The 18,515-nt window shown below is 71.9% G+C and carries 13 protein-coding genes; 9 read left to right on the forward strand and 4 right to left on the reverse strand.

Annotated features, from left to right (window positions below):
• Positions 1-38 precede the first annotated feature (38 nt).
• The gene (locus VSH64_RS18145) at positions 39-695 is read left to right on the forward strand and encodes an RES family NAD+ phosphorylase (protein ID WP_326836795.1); all 657 of its coding nucleotides are present in this window, start codon (positions 39-41) and stop codon (positions 693-695) included.
• Between the two features lie 10 nt (positions 696-705).
• Here the strand turns inward: VSH64_RS18145 and VSH64_RS18150 are convergent, their stop codons facing one another.
• Both VSH64_RS18150 and VSH64_RS18155 read right to left on the reverse strand, forming a co-directional pair.
• Complete coding sequence (locus VSH64_RS18150) at positions 706-2,664, reverse strand: S9 family peptidase (protein ID WP_326836796.1); 1,959 nt, start codon at positions 2,662-2,664, stop codon at positions 706-708.
• A gap of 38 nt (positions 2,665-2,702) precedes the next feature.
• Positions 2,703-3,668, reverse strand: coding sequence for a TerC family protein (locus tag VSH64_RS18155; protein ID WP_326836797.1), 966 nt, complete (start codon positions 3,666-3,668; stop codon positions 2,703-2,705).
• 334 nt (positions 3,669-4,002) lie between these two features.
• Between VSH64_RS18155 and VSH64_RS18160 the strand changes: the two genes are divergently transcribed.
• The 4 genes from VSH64_RS18160 to VSH64_RS18175 all read left to right on the forward strand — a co-directional run bounded on the left by VSH64_RS18160 (position 4,003) and on the right by VSH64_RS18175 (position 10,174).
• Positions 4,003-6,894, forward strand: a complete 2,892-nt coding sequence (locus VSH64_RS18160; RefSeq protein WP_326836798.1) for an alpha/beta fold hydrolase — start codon at positions 4,003-4,005, stop codon at positions 6,892-6,894.
• Positions 6,891-7,829 (forward strand): ABC transporter permease, encoded by a 939-nt coding sequence (locus tag VSH64_RS18165; protein WP_326836799.1) that lies wholly within the window; start codon positions 6,891-6,893, stop codon positions 7,827-7,829. Before VSH64_RS18160 ends, VSH64_RS18165 begins: the two co-directional genes overlap by 4 nt.
• 55 nt (positions 7,830-7,884) lie before the next feature.
• Complete coding sequence (locus tag VSH64_RS18170; protein ID WP_326836800.1) at positions 7,885-8,637, forward strand: enoyl-CoA hydratase/isomerase family protein; 753 nt, start codon at positions 7,885-7,887, stop codon at positions 8,635-8,637.
• 103 nt (positions 8,638-8,740) lie between these two features.
• Positions 8,741-10,174: a S28 family serine protease gene (locus VSH64_RS18175; protein ID WP_326836801.1), complete on the forward strand. Its 1,434-nt coding sequence runs from the start codon at positions 8,741-8,743 to the stop codon at positions 10,172-10,174.
• 76 nt (positions 10,175-10,250) lie between these two features.
• Here the strand turns inward: VSH64_RS18175 and VSH64_RS18180 are convergent, their stop codons facing one another.
• Together VSH64_RS18180 and uvrB are read right to left on the reverse strand one after the other, a co-directional pair.
• Positions 10,251-10,640, reverse strand: a complete 390-nt coding sequence (locus VSH64_RS18180; protein WP_326836802.1) for a VOC family protein — start codon at positions 10,638-10,640, stop codon at positions 10,251-10,253.
• An 826-nt stretch (positions 10,641-11,466) separates the two neighbouring features.
• Positions 11,467-13,626: an excinuclease ABC subunit UvrB gene (uvrB, locus tag VSH64_RS18185; RefSeq protein ID WP_326836803.1), complete on the reverse strand. Its 2,160-nt coding sequence runs from the start codon at positions 13,624-13,626 to the stop codon at positions 11,467-11,469.
• A 1,028-nt stretch (positions 13,627-14,654) separates the two neighbouring features.
• On the opposite strand from uvrB, the gene VSH64_RS18195 reads away from it, so the two are divergent.
• The 4 genes from VSH64_RS18195 to VSH64_RS18210 all read left to right on the forward strand — a co-directional run bounded on the left by VSH64_RS18195 (position 14,655) and on the right by VSH64_RS18210 (position 18,478).
• Positions 14,655-15,173 (forward strand): DUF402 domain-containing protein, encoded by a 519-nt coding sequence (locus VSH64_RS18195; protein ID WP_326836804.1) that lies wholly within the window; start codon positions 14,655-14,657, stop codon positions 15,171-15,173.
• A 132-nt stretch (positions 15,174-15,305) separates the two neighbouring features.
• On the forward strand, positions 15,306-16,211 hold the full coding sequence (locus VSH64_RS18200; RefSeq protein WP_326836805.1) for an ABC transporter ATP-binding protein: 906 nt from the start codon (positions 15,306-15,308) through the stop codon (positions 16,209-16,211).
• 27 nt (positions 16,212-16,238) lie between these two features.
• Positions 16,239-16,964, forward strand: a complete 726-nt coding sequence (locus VSH64_RS18205) for an ABC transporter permease (RefSeq protein WP_326836806.1) — start codon at positions 16,239-16,241, stop codon at positions 16,962-16,964.
• A gap of 2 nt (positions 16,965-16,966) precedes the next feature.
• Positions 16,967-18,478 (forward strand): ArnT family glycosyltransferase, encoded by a 1,512-nt coding sequence (locus tag VSH64_RS18210; RefSeq protein ID WP_326836807.1) that lies wholly within the window; start codon positions 16,967-16,969, stop codon positions 18,476-18,478.
• Positions 18,479-18,515 lie beyond the last annotated feature (37 nt).

An 18,515-nucleotide genomic window follows, 5' to 3' on the forward strand; every position in this document is an offset into this window, starting at 1 on the left:
ACCAAGATCACCGACACAGGACGGACGACCCCCGACGCATGGCCCGGCTCCCCCTGCCGCCCGCGCGATCCGTGCTGGTCAAGGAGCTGGACCGCGCCCACGACGTGGTGTCGATCCAGCCCGAGACCAGGCTGGTCCGCATCTTCACCGCGCACGGCAACCACCCGCAGCAGTGGAACTCGTTCCGCTACACCGGCCCGCTCCCCCACGGCCGCTTCGACCAGCAGCCGCCCGGCCGCGGCGGCCAGCCGGTGACCGACCAGGCCAACGGCGTGCTCTACTTCGGCCTCACCGTGCGCACGAGCGTGGCCGAGGTGTTCCAGACGAGCTCCACCGTCGACCGCAAGACCCGCGGGCCGCGGCTCGTGGTGGTGCGCCCGACACGTCCGCTGCGGCTGCTCGACCTCACCGGCCTGTGGCCCACGCGCGTGGGCGCGTCGCAGGAGATCTCCAGCGGGCCCAAGAAGATCACGCAGGCCTGGGCGCGCGCGATCCGCGTGGCGCTGCCCGACCTCGACGGCCTCTGGTACCGCTCGTCGATGGACTCCGGCGACCCGGCCGTGTGCCTGTGGGACCCGCCGGCGGGCACCGGGCTGCCGATCGCCCCGGATGTCCTGCTGCCGCTGGATCATCCGGGGCTCGACGTCCCGCTCGGGCGGGTCTGCGAAGAGCTGAACTACACGCTCCTCAACTGAGCTCCGCTCGTCACGCCAGGTGGCGCGACCACCACTCCAGCACCGCGTCGAACCGCTGCACGCGGTGGCGCGGCCGGCCCGAGCGCGAAAGCTCGTGGCCCTCGCCCGGGAACAGCAGGAACTCCGCGTCGGCACCCGCGCGCCGCAGCGCCACGAACATGCGCTGCGCCTGCTCCAGCGGGCAGCGCCAGTCCTGCTCGGAGTGCACCACCGCGAACGGGATGCGGATGTCGGCCGCGTAGGTCAGCGGGCTGCGGTCGCGCAGCACCTCGGGGTCGGTGCCGATGTAGTCGTCGACGAAGAAGTAGCCGATGTCGGAGCTGCCGACCATCGAGTCCCACGCGTTCACCGCGCGCTCGCTCCACGCCGCCTTGAACCGCTCCGGGTGGTGCGAGGCGACCCAGCTCGTCATGAACCCGCCGTAGGAACCGCCCATGATCCCGACGCGCGAGGAGTCGAGGTCGGGCCGTTCCAGCGCCTTGTCCAGCAGCGCGAGCACGTCGTCGACGTCGACCGTGCCGAAGCCGAAGGTGATCGCGCGCCCGTGGCTCTGCCCGTAGCCTGCCGAACCACGCGGGTTGCCGAGCACCACGGCGTAGCCGGCCGCCGCGTACACCTGGGCCTCGTCGAACACCGCCCAGTCCTGCTGCGCGAACGGCCCGCCGTGCACGACCCGCAGCACCGGGTGCGGGCCCTCGCCCTCGGGCACCACGAGCCAGCCGTGCACCGGGTAGCCGTCGGGCGAGGTCGTGGTGAGCTCCTCGACCGGCCGCAACCCCTTGTCCCGCAACGCCTTCGAGTAGTCGGTGAGCACACGCGGGCCGGCGGTGTCGAGCACGACCACGTCACCGGAGGTCTCCGGCGTCGCCACCACCGCGACGATCGTGTCGCCGTCGGCGGCGAAGCCGCGCACCACCACGTGGCCGTCGTGCAGCACGCGCAGGTCGTCGAGCACGGCACTGTCCGCCGTCGCCGGCACGGCGCGCAGCTCCACGGCGCCGCGGTTGCGCACCGCCACGAGCACCTCGCCGTTCACCGGCACGGCGGGACCGGAGCCGTTCTCGACGTCGACGGTCTCGATGTCGGTGAGGCGGCGCGCCTTCGCGGGCCCGCCGGTACCGATCGTCGCGGCGTACAGGCCGGTGTTGCAGGCCACGCGCTGACCGTCCTCGTAGGACTGGCCGTAGAAGAACAGGGTGCCGTCGGGCGCGAACACGGGCTGATCCGCGTAGCCGTGGCACGCCACGACCACCTCGGGCGCGCCGCCGCCGGCCGGGAACGCGACCAGGTCGCTGTAGTGGGTCTCCACCCGGTCGAAGTCCTGCGGCACGACCACGACCACGCGCTCACCGTCGGGTGTCCACGCGGGCTGGTCGACGTCGTAGTCGTTCGGCGAGATCGGCTCGAGCTCGGGCAACTGCTCGGCGTCGAGAGCGGCGACGGCATCGAGCACGAACAGGCGCTTCATGCGGTCGCGCAGGAAGCCGATGTCGTCGATGCGATAGTCGAAGCGCGTGATCCGGCGCGGCGCCTCCGCGGCCGGCTCGGGCTTGCGACCGTCCGCGTCCTCGGTGCCGTAGCGGCCGGCTTCGGACAGGCGCGCGGTGAACGCGAGGCGCCGCGAGTCCGGCGCCCACACCGGCCCGTCGGCGCCCAGGTGCAGTGAGGTGAGCCGCTTGGCCTCGCCGCCCGCGGCCGGCATCACGTGCACCTGCGGGCTGCCGTCGGCGCCTTCGCCGTCCCCGGCTCGCAGGAACGCGACCCAGCGCCCGTCGGGCGAGATCGCCGGGGCCGCGTCGTGCGGGCCCTGCGTCCAGGAGGTCTCCCCGCCCCCGAGCCCGACCCGGCGCAGCGCGCTGCGGTGGGCGTCGGACTCGAGGTCGGGGTGCTTGACCGCGGTCAGGAGCAGGTCACCCCGGAGTGCGGGGCGGCCGGGAACGACGAGGGCTTCGATATCGGCAGGTCGCATGCCGACGACCGTACCGGATCATTAGCAAAGCGAAAGACTTATTCGGCCGGGACGTGAGCCCGTTCGTCCTTTTTCGCCTTGGCCAGGCTCGCCACGGTGGTGACCGCCAGCACGACCACGATGACACCGAGGGAGACCCAGTTGTTGATGTCCAGCCAATCGGGTGCCACGTGGTACTCGTGCAGCGCGTGCACGAACAGCTTCGCGCCGATGAACGCGAGGATCACCGCGAGGCCGTAGGACAGGTACACCAGCTTCTCGACGAGCCCGCCGAGCAGGAAGTACAGCTGGCGCAAGCCCATCAGCGCGAACGCGTTGGCCGAGAAGACCAGGAAGGCCTCCTGGGTGATCCCGAAGATGGCCGGGATCGAGTCCACCGCGAACAGCAGGTCGGCCGAGCCGATGGCGACGATCACCACGAGCATCGGCGTGATCATCCGCTTGCCGTCGACCTTGACCGTGTACTTGTGGCCGTGGAAGTCGTCGGTGACCGGGAAGATCTTGCGCACGAACCGGGTCACGGCGTTCTCGTGGTACTCCTCTTCCTCGTCCTTCTTGCGCAGCATGCTGATCGCGGTCCAGATCAGCACCGCCCCGAAGAGGAAGAAGATCCACACGAACTGCGCGATCAGCGCGGCACCCACCGCGATGAAGACGCTTCGCATGGCCAGTGCGAGCAGGATGCCCACGAGCAGCACGCGGTGCTGGTGGATCGCCGGCACCTTGAACGACGCCATGATGATCATGAAGATGAACAGGTTGTCGACGCTCAGCGAGTACTCGGTGATGTACCCGGTGAAGAACTCGACGCCGGGATCGTGCCCGGCGAACACCCAGATGCCGATGCCGAACGCGACGGCGCAGGCGATGTAGAAGATCACCCAGCGCGCGGCCTCGGCCGGTTTGATCGCGTGGGGCTTGTGGTCGACGATCACGAGATCGAGGGCGATCAGGGCCAGCAGGCCACCGACCGTGGCGATCCACAACCACAAGGGAACGGTCATCACAGCACTTACCTCCGGATAGCGCGTAGCAGCAACTAACCGGAGGTCTCTTCCGCCGGTTCCTTTCACCCGGCCGGCGGTGCCGGGGCCCGCGTCACTGTGTATGACGAGGCGACCGTGCTGACGACACCGCCGCGAAGGAATACTCCCCTCACAGCGAGTCCAGTTTGCCGGTTACCGCGCGCGAACGCCAGCGGAGGTTGCCCGCGTCACCGAACCGGCGGTGTTACCTCCGTCACCGAGGTCGAAGATCACCCGAGCTCGGGTGAAAAAGATGTCTGATCCGTGTGAGCCCCGCGCGACGCTCTCAGGAAAGCTCCCATAACGTCAGCACGTGCCCCGAATCCCGTTGCCGCGCACGCGCGGTTCCCGGTTGACCGCGCTGGCCGCGGTCGTGGTGGTCGTCGCCGCCGTCGTGGCCGTCTGGACCACGAGCGGCTCGTCGGCCGCTCCGGTCCGGACCCAGGACGCCTTCCTCTCGATGCCGGCCGCGCCCGGCTCGGCGGAGCAGGTTCGCATCGACACCACCACCTACTACCCCGAGAAGACCCCCGCCCCCGCGGTGCTGCTGGCCCACGGCTTCGGCGGTGACAAGTCCAGCGTGGACCCGCAGGCCCGTGAGCTCGCCCAGCGCGGGTTCGTGGTGCTGACCTGGTCGGCGCGCGGCTTCGGCCGCAGCACCGGCAAGATCGGCCTCAACGACCCGGACGCCGAGGTCGCCGACGCGAGCCGGCTCATCGACCACCTGATCGCGGGCCACGACGTCGCCACGCGGGCCGGTGGTGCGCCGGAGATCGCCGTGACCGGCGCGTCGTACGGCGGGGCGCTGTCGCTGCTGCTCGCCGGCACCGACAAGCGCGTGGCCGCCGTCGCCCCGGTGATCACCTACAACGACCTGGCGCAGGGCCTGATCCCCAACGCCGGCGCGACCACCGCGCCTGCGGCGAAGACCCCGGCGGCGGGCCAGTTCGCGCCCGACGGCGTGTTCAAGAAGAGCTGGGCCGGCATCTTCTTCTCCTCCGGCTCGGGCGCGCCGTCCGCCGGTTCGTCCTCCTCGGCCGAGGCCCCGGAGCCGGGCCAGGAGACCGACGACAACGGCGGCTCGGTCGGCGGCACCGGCGGTGGCGGCACCGATCCGCAGGCCGCGCTCGCTCCGGCCGCGGCCGCGCAGCCCGGGCAGGCCCAGCCGCCGGCGGCCGATCCGTGCGGCCGCTTCACCGCCCAGGTCTGCCAGGCGTACACGGAGCTGGCGACCACCGGGCGGGTGAGCGCGCAGACCGTCGCGCTGCTGCACCGCGTGTCCCCCGCTTCGGTGACCGGCAAGATCACCGTGCCGACCCTGCTCGTGCAGGGTGAGAGCGACACGCTGTTCGGTCTGGACCAGTCCGACGCCACCGCGCGCCAGATCTCCGCGGCCGGCGGCGAGGTGCGCACGATCTGGTACACCGGCGGCCACGACGGCGGCGTCCCCGGACCGCAGCTGCGCGCCAAGATCGGCGACTTCCTGTGGTCGGCGCTGACCGGCGACGGCGACCCGGGCACCGGCTTCAGCTACGACGTGCAGGGCACGCTTCGGGCCAACGGCGCGCCGTCCGTGCGCACCGTCAGCACCGACGCGTACCCGGGGCTCACCGGCGCGGGCACCGAGCGCCGCCAGGTGGCGCTGACCGGGCCGCCGCAGCCGGCCGTGCGGCCCGCGGGCGCCAACCCCGCCGCCGTGAGCGGCATCCCCGGCCTCAACGGGCTGGCCGCCGGTTCGTCGCGGCTCGCGCCGCTGTTCAGCACCGATCCGCCGGGCCAGGCCGCGCAGTTCCGCACCGCGCCGTTCGACAGCCAGGTCCTGATCGCGGGCTCCAGCACCGTGCGGCTGCAGGTCGCGGCCGACCCGGCGCACCCGCTGCCCGACGCCGTGCTGTTCGCGAAGCTCTACGACGTGGGCACCGACGGCACGCGGGTGCTGCCGGCCAACGCGGTCGCGCCGTTCCGCGTGGCGGACCTGCCCGCGAACGGCACGCCGGTCGACGTCACGGTGACGCTGCCGGGCATCGTGCGCCCGATCGAGGCCGGGCACTCGCTGCGGCTCGTGGTCGGCACCACCGACCAGTCCTTCGCCACCCCGACCGCGCCGGGCGTGTTCCGCATCGGCCTGGCCGCGGGCGGCGCTTCGCTGGCCGTGCCGGTCGTGCCGGGCACCTCGGTGGGCACGCCGGCGCCGAAGGGCCAGCTGATCGGCATCGGCGTGACGCTCCTGGTCGGCATCCTCGCGCTGGTGTTCGCGGCGGTCCGCCGCCGGCGCGCGCACGACGTCGACCCGGACCTGGCCGACACGCCGCTGGTGATCAAGGGCCTGCGCAGGCAGTACGCGGGCGGGTTCGTGGCCGTGAAGGACCTGTCCTTCCGCGTGGAACCGGGCCAGGTGCTCGGCCTGCTCGGCCCCAACGGCGCGGGCAAGACCACGACCCTGCGCATGCTGATGGGCCTGATCACGCCGACCGCGGGCGAGATCCGCGTGTTCGGCCACAAGATCACCGCGGGCGCGCCCGTGCTCTCGCGCATCGGGTCCTTCGTGGAGGGTTCCGGGTTCCTGCCGCACCTGTCGGGCAAGGCGAACCTGGAGCTGTACTGGGCGGCCACCGGCCGGCCGGTGGAAAAGGCGCACTTCACCGAGGCGCTCGAGATCGCGGGCCTGGGCGACGCGGTGAACCGGCGCGTGAAGAACTACAGCCAGGGCATGCGCCAGCGCCTCGCGATCGCGCAGGCGATGCTCGGCCTGCCGGAGCTCATGGTGCTCGACGAACCCACCAACGGGCTCGACCCGCCCCAGATCCACCAGATGCGCGAGGTGCTGCAGCGCTACGCCGCCACCGGGCGCACGGTCGTGGTCTCGAGCCACCTGCTGGCCGAGGTCGAGCAGACCTGTTCGCACGTGGTCGTGATGCACCGCGGCACGCTCGTGGCCTCCGGTGAGGTCGGCGAGCTGGCGGCCGCGAGCGGCGAAGCGACGTTCCGCGTCGGCGACCCGGCGGCGGCCGCGGCGGCGCTCAAGGGCCTCGCCGGCGTGACCGACGTCGATGTGGAGGGCGACCTCGTGCACGCGAACCTCGACGGGCTCCCGCGCGCCGAGGCGGTGGCGGCACTCGTACGCGCGGGTGTCGCGGTGGAGCAGGCCGGGCCGCGGCGCCGGCTGGAAGACGCGTTCCTGCAGCTGGTCGGAGACAACTCATGAGTGACACCAACGGTTCCGGTGGGGTGCACACCGACCCCGCCGCCCTGCGGGAGCTGAGCGAGCTGGCCACCGCCGAGCAGGCGGAGGTCGGCCCGGACGGCGCCGTCGCCGGCTACCGCGCCGAGCGCACGCTGCGGCTCGGCGTGGAGCTCAAGCGGCAGTTCCGGCGCCGGCGCACGCAGCTCGTGCTCGGGTTCGTGGCGATCCTGCCGTTCATCCTGGTGATCGCGTTCGAGGTCGGGCAGTCGAACCCGAACCGCCGCTCGGGCGGGTTCGTGGACCTCGCCACGGCGAGCGCCCCGAACTTCGTGGTGCTCGCGCTGTTCGTGTCCGGCACGTTCCTGCTGCCGATGATCGTGGCGTTGTTCTTCGGCGACACGATCGCGAGCGAGTCGTCGTGGTCGAGCCTGAAGTACCTGCTGGCGATCCCCGTGCCGCGCCACCGGCTGCTGCGGCAGAAGGCGATCGTGTCGGGCCTGCTCTCGGCCGCGGCGCTGGTGCTGCTGCCGCTGGTGTCGCTGCTGGTGGGCGTGATCTGGTACGGCGCGGGCGACGCGATCAGCCCCACGGGCGACGCGGTGACCTTCGGCGACAGCATGATCGCGCTGCTGCTGTCCACTGTGTACATCGTGGTGCAGCTGGCGTGGGTGGCCGGGCTGGCGCTGCTGCTGAGCGTGTCGACCGAAGCGCCGCTCGGCGCGGTGGGCGGCACGGTGCTGGTGGCGATCCTGTCGCAGATCCTCGACCAGATCACCGCGCTCGAGGGGCTGCGCAACTACCTGCCCACGCACTACTCGTTCGCCTGGATCGACCTGATCTCCACCGACATCGACTGGTCGAACATGGCGAGCGGGGTGCTCTCGTCGCTCATCTACACCACGGTGTTCCTGCTGCTGGCCGGGCGCCGCTTCGCGACGAAGGACGTCACGAGCTGACCCGCGCGTCCGGCCGCCCCGCGCGGGCGGCCGGACGCCGGTAACGTCTGCGCCCGTGACCATCCACCTCGCAGTCGAAGACGACGTCGCCGTGCTCACGCTGGAGCACGGCCGCGGCAACACGCTCGACACCGCGCTGTGCCGCGAGCTCGTGCTCAAGCTCGAAGAGGCCGCCGACGTCGCGAAGGCCGCGGTGCTCACCGGTTCGGGCACCATGTTCTCGGCGGGGGTCGACCTGCTGAGCGTCGACGCCGGTGGCGCGGTGTACGTGTCCGAGTTCCTGCCCGCGCTGTCCGACGCGCTGCTGGCGGTGTTCGGCCACCCGCGCCCGCTCGTGGCCGCCGTGAACGGCCACGCGATCGCCGGCGGGATGGTGCTGGCCGCCGGGTGCGACCACCGCGTGGCCGCCGCCGGCACCGGGCGCATCGGGGTGACCGAACTGCTCGTGGGCGTGCCGTTCCCGCTCGCCGCGACCGAGATCCTGCGCTGCGCGTACGGCACGACCCCGCTGCCGGCGCTGATGTACAGCGGCGCCACGCTCACGATCGACGACGCGCACGCCCGCGGTCTGGTCGACGAGGTGGCGGCCCCCGAGGAGATGCTCGGGCGGGCCCGCGAGCTCGCCGGCCGTCTCGGCGAGCTGCCGGCCGACGCGTTCGCGCACACCAAGGCCCAGCTGCGCCAGCCCTACCACGAGCGGATCGCGGAGAACCGCGCCGCCGACGACGGGCACGTGGAGCGCATGTGGCGCGCGGAGCCGGCGCTGGCGGCCGTGAAGTCCTATGTGGACCGCGTGCTGAAGTCCTGAGACCCTACGGAAGTCGGCGCCCGACCGGATGGTGTGGCTTGCCGGGTGCGGGTGGTTCTGTGAGGATCCGGAAGTTGATCTCCGGGCCGTCGAGGGGAACCACGTGCGCAGGCTGCTCACCGTCTTGTCCACCGCCGTGCTGGCGGCCGTGGGGCTCACGCCCGTCGCGAGCGCGGCCGGCGCGGGTGCCGGAGCCGGTTCCGGTGATATCGCGGCCGCGCTGGCCACGGTCCCGGGCCTGACCGTGGTGAAGGAGGACCCGGCGCCGGCGGGGTACCGGTTCTTCGAGCTCACCTTCACGCAGCCGGCCGACCACCGCCGTCCCGACGGGCCGAAGTTCGAGCAGCGCTACACGTTGCTGCACCGCGATTTCGCCGCGCCGACGGTCGCGTTCACCAGCGGCTACAACGTGTCCTTGTCGCCCAACCGCTCGGAGCCGACGCGGATCGTGGACGGCAACCAGCTTTCGATGGAGTATCGCTACTTCACGCCTTCGCGGCCGCAGCCGGCGAACTGGTCGCGCGACCTCACGATCTGGCAGGCCGCGGCCGACGAGCACGACGCGGTGCAGGCGTTCAAGAAGATCTACCCGGGCAAGTGGCTCGCCACCGGCGGCAGCAAGGGCGGGATGACCGCCACGTACTTCCGCCGCTTCTTCCCCGACGACGTGAACGGCACGATCCCCTACGTCGCACCCAACGACGTGATCGACCCGATCGACAGCTACAACCGCTTCCTCGCCAACGTCGGCGACCCGGCGTGCCGCGCTTCGCTCAAGGCGCTGCAGCGCGACGCGTTGAAGCGCCGCGACGAGCTCGGCGCCCTGGCCGCGGCCGACGCGGCGCGCAAGGGCTACACGTTCACCACGGTGGGCTCGATCGACGAGTCGCTGGAGATCTCGGTGATCGACTCGTACTTCGCGTTCTGGCAGTACCAGCCCGCGTCGGCGTGCGCGTCGATCCCCGCGGCCGGTGCCCCGGCGGCCGAGGTGTGGGCGTGGTTCGAGCAGGTCGAGAGCCTGAACACGTATGCGGACCAGGAGCTCTCGCCGTACGTGGCGTACTACTACCAGGCCGCGGTGCAGCTCGGCTCGCCCGAGGCCTACGACAGCTACCTGCGCGACCTGCTGCGCTACCCCGGCACCGACGTGCCCTCGACCTTCGTGCCCGCTTCGGTGAAGCTGCCGCGCTTCGACTACTTCGCCATGCCCGACGTCGACTTCTGGGTCAAGACCCACGGCCGGCAGCTGCTCTTCGTCTACGGCTCGAACGACCCGTGGGGCGCCGAGCCGTTCACCCTCGGCTACGGCAGCAAGGACTCCTACCGCTACTTCGTCCAGGGCGGCAACCACGGATCCACGATCGCGCAGCTGCCCGCCGCGCAGGCCGCCGAGGCCACCGCCACGATCCGCCGCTGGGCCGGGCTGCCCGCCACCTCGGCCGGGGCGTCGGCGCGCTCGCTCACCTCGTCGGCCGCGCCCGCCGGCTTCCCGGGCTTCGACGCCAACGAGCTGCTCACCGACCGCCCGCGGCTCTAGCTTTCGGGCTGGGCTGGAGAATTCCGAGCTCGGCCGGAGAAATTCAGGGCTCGGCCAGGAGGTTCGCGCGCCCGCGTCAGGACGGCGCGGGCGCGTTCTCGTCCGGCTGCAACATGCCGAAGATGTTGCCCTCGGTGTCCTTGCAGTAGGCCAGCCACCCGACCCCGGGCACCGGCGACTTGGGAAGCGCCATCGTGCCGCCGGCCCGGATCGCATCGGACACCGAGACGTCGACGTCGGCCACGGAGATCGTGTTCACGAACCCCGACACCGCCGCGTTCTCGGCCGGCGCCTCGCCACGCCGAGGCAACAGCCCACCGTCGATGCCGGGCCCGTCCCCGGTCGTGACCACCCAGTACGGCACGTCGCCCCACTGCTCGAACTTCCACCCGAACACCGCGGTGTAGAAGGCGATCGCCCGCTCGGGATCACCGGCATGAATCTCGAAATGCACAGGCCGCGACACAACCGCCTCCTCACACCGAGCGACAGAGAAGCCGAGCCTACGCCCGCCACCCGGCCCGCCCCACCGCTCGACGGCCAGCCGGCAGCAGCCTGCCGCCCTTCACCAACCATCCCGGCCCGGCCTCGGCCATCACCGCGTTCCAGCCCGACAACCGGCCGACAGCGACGATTCACCACCCACGGACACGCGCGGACAACCACTCCACCGACCGGCCCGGCCCACCGCTCGACCACCGCCCAGCGGGGGCCCAGCAGTCGCCCAGCACCGCTCGCCGACCGGCCCAGGGCACCACTCGACCGCCACGGGCAGCAGCCCGGCACCGCTCACCGACCGGCCCGGCGCACCACCTGACGGCGAGCCAGCGGCTTCCGGGCGCCCTTCACCGACCGCCGGGCATCACCTCATCGGTCGCCGCGGTCCGCACGACAGTCGTCCGGCATCGCGGATTCAGCGCGCGCGGATTGCCACGACACCCACCCCGCCCAACGGAGTGCGGCCCACCGGTCAACCGCCGGTCGGCCGGCCCGCCTCACTCCTCACCGACCGGCCCGGCGCACCACCTGACGGCGAGCCAGCGGCTTCCAGGCGCCCTTCACCGACCGGCCGGGCACCACCTCATCGGTCGCCGCGGTCCACCCGCCCGACAGTCATCCGGCATCGCGGATTCAGCGCGCGCGGATTGCCGCGACACCCAGCCCGCCCAACGGGTGCGGCCCACCGGTCAACCGCCGGTCGGCCGGGCCCGCCTCAACTCTCACAGGCCGGCCCGGCTTTTCCACCATTCCGGCCCGACCCCGCCGGCTCGGGAACCGGAGGCCGAATGACCTCAGCGAATGCCCGCCGCGTCCATCCCTCGCAGTTCCTTCTTCAGGTCCGACACCTCGTCGCGCAGCCGGGCCGCCAGCTCGAACTGCAGGTCGCGCGCGGCCTGCATCATCTGCTCGGTCATCTGCTGGATGAGGTCCGCCAGCTCGGCGCGGGGCATGCCCGACACGTCCTTGTCGACGAGCATGCCGGAGCTGCGCACGCGGTCGCCCTGCTCGGGCTTCTTGCCCCGCGAGGTGTTGCGGCCCGAGCCGCCGACGGCGACCGTCTGGTCGGAGTCGTCGGCTTCGCTGTAGACGCGGTCGAGGATGTCGGCGATCTTCTTCCGCAGCGGCTGCGGGTCGACGCCGCGTTCCTCGTTGTAGGCGACCTGCTTGGCGCGGCGGCGGTCGGTCTCGTCGATGGCGTGCTGCATCGAGTCGGTGATCTTGTCCGCGTACATGTGGACCTCGCCGGACACGTTGCGGGCCGCGCGGCCGATCGTCTGGATCAGCGAGGTGCCGCTGCGCAGGAAGCCTTCCTTGTCCGCGTCGAGGATCGCCACGAGCGACACCTCGGGCAGGTCGAGGCCCTCGCGCAGCAGGTTGATGCCGACCAGCACGTCGAAGTCGCCCGCGCGCAGCTGGCGCAGCAGCTCGACGCGGCGCAGCGTGTCGACCTCCGAGTGCAGGTAGCGCACGCGGATGCCGAGCTCGAGCAGGTAGTCGGTGAGGTCCTCGGACATCTTCTTGGTGAGCGTGGTGACCAGCACCCGCTCGTCCTTCTCGGCGCGCTCGCGGATCTCGTGCACCAGATCGTCGATCTGGCCCTCGGTGGGCTTCACGACCACCTTCGGGTCGACCAGGCCCGTCGGCCGGATGACCTGCTCCACGAACTCGCCGCCGGTCTGCCCCATCTCGAACGGCCCCGGAGTGGCCGAGAGGTACACCGTCTGCCCGATGCGGTCGGAGAACTCCTCCCACGTGAGCGGCCGGTTGTCGACCGCGCTCGGCAGGCGGAACCCGTAGTCGACCAGGTTGCGCTTGCGCGACATGTCGCCCTCGAACATGCCGCCGATCTGCGGCACGGTCTGGTGCGACTCGTCGATCACGAGCAGGAAGTCTTCGGGGAAGTAGTCGATCAGCGTGGCCGGCGCGGAGCCGGCCTCCCGACCGTCGATGTGGCGCGAGTAGTTCTCGATGCCGGAGCAGAACCCGACCTGGCGCATCATCTCGATGTCGTAGGCCGTGCGCATGCGCAGCCGCTGCGCTTCCAGCAGCTTGCCCTGCTTCTCCAGGTCGGCGAGGCGCTGCTCGAGCTCTTCCTCGATGCTCTTGATCGCCTTCTCCATGCGCTCCGGCCCCGCGACGTAGTGCGTGGCCGGGAAGATCCGCACCTCGTCGACCTCGCGCACGATGTCGCCGGTGAGCGGGTGCAGGTAGTACAGCTTCTCGATCTCGTCGCCGAAGAACTCGACGCGGATCGCCAGCTCCTCGTACGCCGGGATGATCTCCACCGTGTCGCCGCGCGCGCGGAACGTGCCGCGCGCGAACGCGATGTCGTTGCGCGTGTACTGCACATCGACCAGCGCGCGCAGGAAGACGTCGCGGTCGAGCCGCTCGCCGACCTTCAGCTTCGACGACCGGTCGAGGTAGGACTGCGGGGTGCCGAGGCCGTAGATGCAGGACACACTGGCCACCACGATCACGTCGCGACGCGAGAGCAGGTTCATCGTGGCCGAGTGGCGCAGCCGCTCGACGTCGTCGTTGATCGACGAGTCCTTCTCGATGTAGGTGTCCGTCTGCGCGATGTACGCCTCGGGCTGGTAGTAGTCGTAGTAGCTGACGAAGTACTCGACCGCGTTGTTCGGGAAGAGTTCCCGCAGCTCATTGGCCAGCTGCGCGGCCAGCGTCTTGTTCGGGGCCATGACCAGCGTGGGCCGCTGCACGCGCTCGATCAGCCACGCGGTGGTGGCCGACTTGCCGGTGCCCGTGGCGCCCAGCAGCACGACGTCCTTCTCGCCCGCCCTGACCCGGCGTTCGAGCTCGTCGATGGCCGCCGGCTGGTCGCCGGCGGGTGTGTACTCGCTGATCACTTCGAACCGGCCGCCGGAACGGGGTACGTCGGAAACGGGCCGGAAGTCGGACTGCGCGAGGACGGGGTGTTCGGTTGCGAAAGCCACGTCCACCAGAGTAGGCCGACCCCCCGACAGTTTTCAGCCGAGCGCCGACGTGACGTCGCTGACCTGCGCGGACCGACACCGAACAGCCCCGCCCGGACCCCCGCCGGAACGCGGTCAGCAGCCGTCGCAGCAGGCGCAGCACAGCACGGCCGGGTCGCAGTCGAAGTGGATCTGCCGCGCCTTCCCGCTCCACAGCCCGGGAACGGGTCACGGGAGCAGAACTGGCGGCTGCCGCACAGGTAGGTCGCGACCCGCAGCCCTCGAAGAACCGGCGCGGCCGCGGCGGCACCGCGAACCTCGGCTCCCAGCACCCACCGCGTTGGCCGTCGTACGGCTCGTCGCCACGCCGGCCCTTCTTCAGCGGCTTCGGCGAGGGCGGCGGCGGCCCCCACCCGGGCTGACCGCCCGGCCACCCACCGCCTTGCTGCGGCGGGATCCCGCGCGGCACCGGTCCCGGCCCGACCCACCCCGGCGGCGGCCTGCCGGTGCCCGAACGCCCGGGTCACAGCCTGGCGCAGCTCGTGCACCAACAGCGCGTGGACCAACGCCGGCTGCTCGAACGACGCCTCCCGCAGCGCGAGCTCGACCCCGAGCACCGCGTCCTCGGCGAGCCGCCGCGCCTCACCCAGCCCGGTACCCGTCACCGTGCGCGGGCCCGAGCCGCCGCCCGGCCTCCGGGCGAGGCGCGACTTCGCCCGCCCGGCCGGCACGGCCGTCCGCGCGAACGGCGCCCAGGCCTCCGCCAACTCGGCAACCAGTGGCGGCCGCCCCCACCCGGCCTGAGCGCCCGGCCACACATTTCCCCGACCCGACGGCACCGGTCCCGGCCCCACCCAAGCACCGGCCCGACCCACCCTGCGGTCAGCGCGCCGTACCGGGCCGCTCCTCAGCCGAGCGCACCGTGGCGCCGATCCGGACGTCCGGTGCCGAAGTGCCCAACCCGTGACCACCCCGGCAACCGGGTGGATTTCGCGGCCCCGGCCCCGGCGTTACCGCCCGGACCGCCCCGCGCCGGGCAGGATGGGCCGATGACCGACGTGCACCCGCCGAAACTGGAGAGCTTCGACCCGGCCGCCGGCGTCAACGTGGACCCCAAGGGCGTCGAACGGCAGGTGGAGGAGTTCCGGGTCGAGCCGTTCGGGCTCTACCTCGCCCGGCCCACCCCCGGGCGCGCGCAGTTCCGCTACCTCGAGTCGTGGCTGCTGCCGGACCTCGGCCTGCGCATCACCGACTTCTGGTTCAACCCGGGGCACGAACGCGACCAGGACTTCTACCTCGACGTGGTGCGCGTGCGCCGCGAGGGCACCCGCTGGTTCGCCACCGACCTCTACCTCGACCTCGTGCTCAAGGACAAGATCTCCGTGCAGGTGATCGACTCCGACGAGCTGCTCGCCGCCGTCACGGCCGGCCTGCTGCCCGCGGCCGACGGCGAGTACGCGCTGGAAACCGCCTACGCCACCGTGGAAGGCCTCGCCGCCCACGGCTACGACCTCGCCGCCTGGTTGTCCACAAAGGACATCACCGCGACCTGGCGCCGCCGCCCGTAGGCATCCACCGATCGGTGGATGCCGTCCGCTCGACGGTGGATGCCGGGTGTGGCCGTTCCGGCGATCCGCCGAACCCCCTGCTCACGAGACGCTTCTCCGCGACGGAGAAAGAGTCCAGAGGGGACGGCGGACATGCCGGTGATCGAGGTCCAGCACCTCCACAAGACCTACGGCGACAAGGTGGCGGTGGACGACGTGTCGTTCACCGTCGAACGGGGCGAGATCTTCGGAATCCTCGGCCCCAACGGAGCGGGCAAGACCACCACGGTCGAGTGCGTGGAAGGCCTGCGCACGGCCGACGGCGGCACCCTGTCGGTGCTCGGGCTCGACCCGCGCCACGACCGGCACGAGCTGCGCCAGCGCGTGGGCGTGCAACTGCAGGAGAGCCGGCTGCCCGACCGGCTGCGCGTGGGCGAGGCGCTCGAGCTGTACTCCTCGTTCTACCGCACGCCCGCCGACACCGGCCGGCTGCTCGACCTGCTCGGGCTCACGCACCAGCGCGACACCGCGTACAAGAAGCTCTCCGGCGGGCAGCAGCAACGCCTGTCGATCGCGCTCGCGCTCGTCGGCAGCCCCGAGATCGCGGTGCTCGACGAGCTCACCACGGGCCTCGACCCGCAGGCCCGGCGCGACACCTGGGACCTGGTCGAGGCGGTGCGCGACGAGGGCGTGACGGTCGTGCTCGTGACCCACTTCATGGAAGAGGCCGAGCGCCTCTGCGACCGGATCGCCGTGATCGACACCGGCCGCGTGGTCGCCATCGACACCCCCGCCGGGCTGGTGCGCCAGATCGGTGACGAGCAGCGCATCCGGTTCCGTCCATCGGCTCCGGTGGACCTCGCTCAGCTGCGGGCGCTGCCCGACGTGCTCGAGGTCGAGCGCCACGGCTCGCAGCTCGTGGTCACGGGGCGCGCCACCGCGCTGCAGACCGTGACGTCGTTCCTCGCCCGCAACCAGGTCCTCGCCGGTGACCTGCGCGTGGACCAGGCGAACCTCGACGACGCCTTCGTCGCGCTGACCGGCCGGAAACTGGACTGAGGGGACACGAGGAAAATGCTCACGAAGATGACCGCCGTCGAGGCGAAACTGTTCCTGCGCGACCCGGGGGCGCCCATCACCGTGGTCGGCATCCCGCTCGCACTGCTGCTGGTGTTCGGCCTGATGCCGGGTTCGAGCAAGCCCAGCGCCGAGTTCGGCGGCCACGCGCCGCTGCCGACGCTGATCGCGCCGATGGCCGTGGCGATCCTCATCGCCATGCTCGCGGTGATGATGTTCCCGGCCGCCGTGGCCACCTACCGCGAGAAGGGCGTGCTCAAACGCCTCTCGGCGAGCCCGGTGCCACCCGGGCGGCTGCTCACCGCGCAGCTGCTCGTGAACCTGGCCGCCGCCGCGATCGCGATCCTGCTCGTGCTGGGGGTGGGCAGGATCGCGCTCGGCATGGCATTGCCGGCGAACCTCGGCGGGTTCCTGCTGGTCATGGTGCTCGGCGCGCTGGCGCTGTTCTCGGTCGGGGCGCTGATCGCGGCGCTCGCACCGACCAACCGCGCGGCCAGCGGCATCGGCGCCGCGGCGTTCTTCCCGATGCTCGCGCTCGGCGGGGTCTGGGTGCCGAAGGAGCAGCTGCCGCCGGTGCTGCAGCACGTGGCCGACGTCCTGCCGCTCGGCGCGACCATCAACGGCCTGCGCGAGGCGGCCGCCGGCCACTCGCCCGAGCTGCTGCAGCTCGGTTCGCTCGTCGCCTTCGCCGTGGTCTGCTCGGCGATCGCGGCCCGCACCTTCCGGTGGGAGTGACCGTGGCCGTCACGACGGAGCTCGCCACCCGGCGCGTGGCCGCCCCGTTCGCCAGGGTGCCGGTGTTCGTGATCGCCGCCCTGCTCGGCGTGGCGCTGGTGCTCACCGCGAGCCGCTACGGCTACATGGGCGACGAGCTCTACTTCCTCGCCGCCGGCAAGCACCTCGCGTGGGGATATGTCGACCAGCCGCCGATGCTGCCCCTGCTGGCCCGGCTGATGGACTCGATCGCGCCGGGTTCGGTGTTCGTGCTGCGCATCCCCGCGATGCTGGCGATGCTCGCGGCGGTCGTGTTCGCCGCCCTGATCGCGCGGGAGTTCGGCGGCCGCGCGAAGGCCCAGGTCCTCACCGCGGCCACGTGCGCGGTGTCCACGCAGTTCATCGCCTCCGGCCACTACCTGGCCACGTCCACGCTCGACCCGTTCCTGTGGACCGTGGTGATCTGGCTGCTGGTCCACTGGGTCCGCGTCCGCGACGACAACCTGCTGATCTGGGCCGGGGTGGTCACGGCCGCGGCGCTGTACGTGAAGTTCCTGATCGGCGGCTTCTGGGCCGTGGCGCTCGTGGTGCTGCTGGTCTTCGGGCCGCGTGAGCTGCTGCGCCGGCCCAAGCTGTGGATCGGCGCGGCCATCGCGGTCGCCGCGCTGGTGCCGACGCTGGTCTGGCAGGCCACGCACGGCTGGCCGCAGCTGGGCATGGGCGAGGCGATCTCGGCCGAGGTGGACCAGACGTGGGGCGGGCGCCTGCTGTGGGTGCCCTCGGCGCTGCTGACCGCCGGGATGCCGATCGGCATCGCGCTGCTGTGTTACGGCCTGTGGCGGCTGTTCCGCTCGGAGGGGCTCGCGCCGTACCGCTTCCTGGCGTGGATCACCGTCGGCCTGTCGGTGGTGTTCCTGGTGGTGAACGGCCGCTCGTACTACATCGCCGGCATGTTCGCGCCGTGCTGGGCGGCGGCCGCCGTCGAGCTGGAGGCCGGCCGCGCTTCACGCTGGTGGCGCTGGATCGCGACCTGGCCGGTGTACCTCGTCGCGCTGGTGCTGGCCGTGCCGATCTCGCTGCCGGTGTGGCCGCAGGCGTTCCTCGCCGCGCACCCCGGGCTGCCGTCGCCGACGTTCGCGTTCGCCGAGATCGGCTGGCCGGAGGCCGCGCGGTCGGTCACGGACCGGTTCGAGAAGCTGCCCGACCCGGCCCACACGGCCGTGGTCGGCGAGTCCTACTGGTCGGCGAGCGCGCTCGAGGAGTACGGCCGACCACTGGGCCTGCCGGAGCCCGCGAGCCCGAACCGCGGCTACTCGACGCTGGTCATACCGCCGGATTCGGACACGAGCGTGCTCTGGGTCGGCGAGGACCCGGGGCCGTTGCGCGGGCACTTCGGGGATCTGCGCCAGGTCGGTGCGGTGGACACCGGCGCCGCTCTGCCGAGCGTCGCCGACGGCACGCCGCTGTGGCTCGGCACCGCCCGGCTGCAGCCGTGGCGGCAGATCTGGCCGCACCTGGTGAACACGCGCAGCTGACCGGGGGTGTGACCGGCGCCACACACCACGCGGTGGC

The sequence above is a fragment of the Amycolatopsis rhabdoformis genome, assembly GCF_035918295.1.
Classification (GTDB): Bacteria; Actinomycetota; Actinomycetes; order Mycobacteriales; family Pseudonocardiaceae; genus Amycolatopsis; species Amycolatopsis rhabdoformis.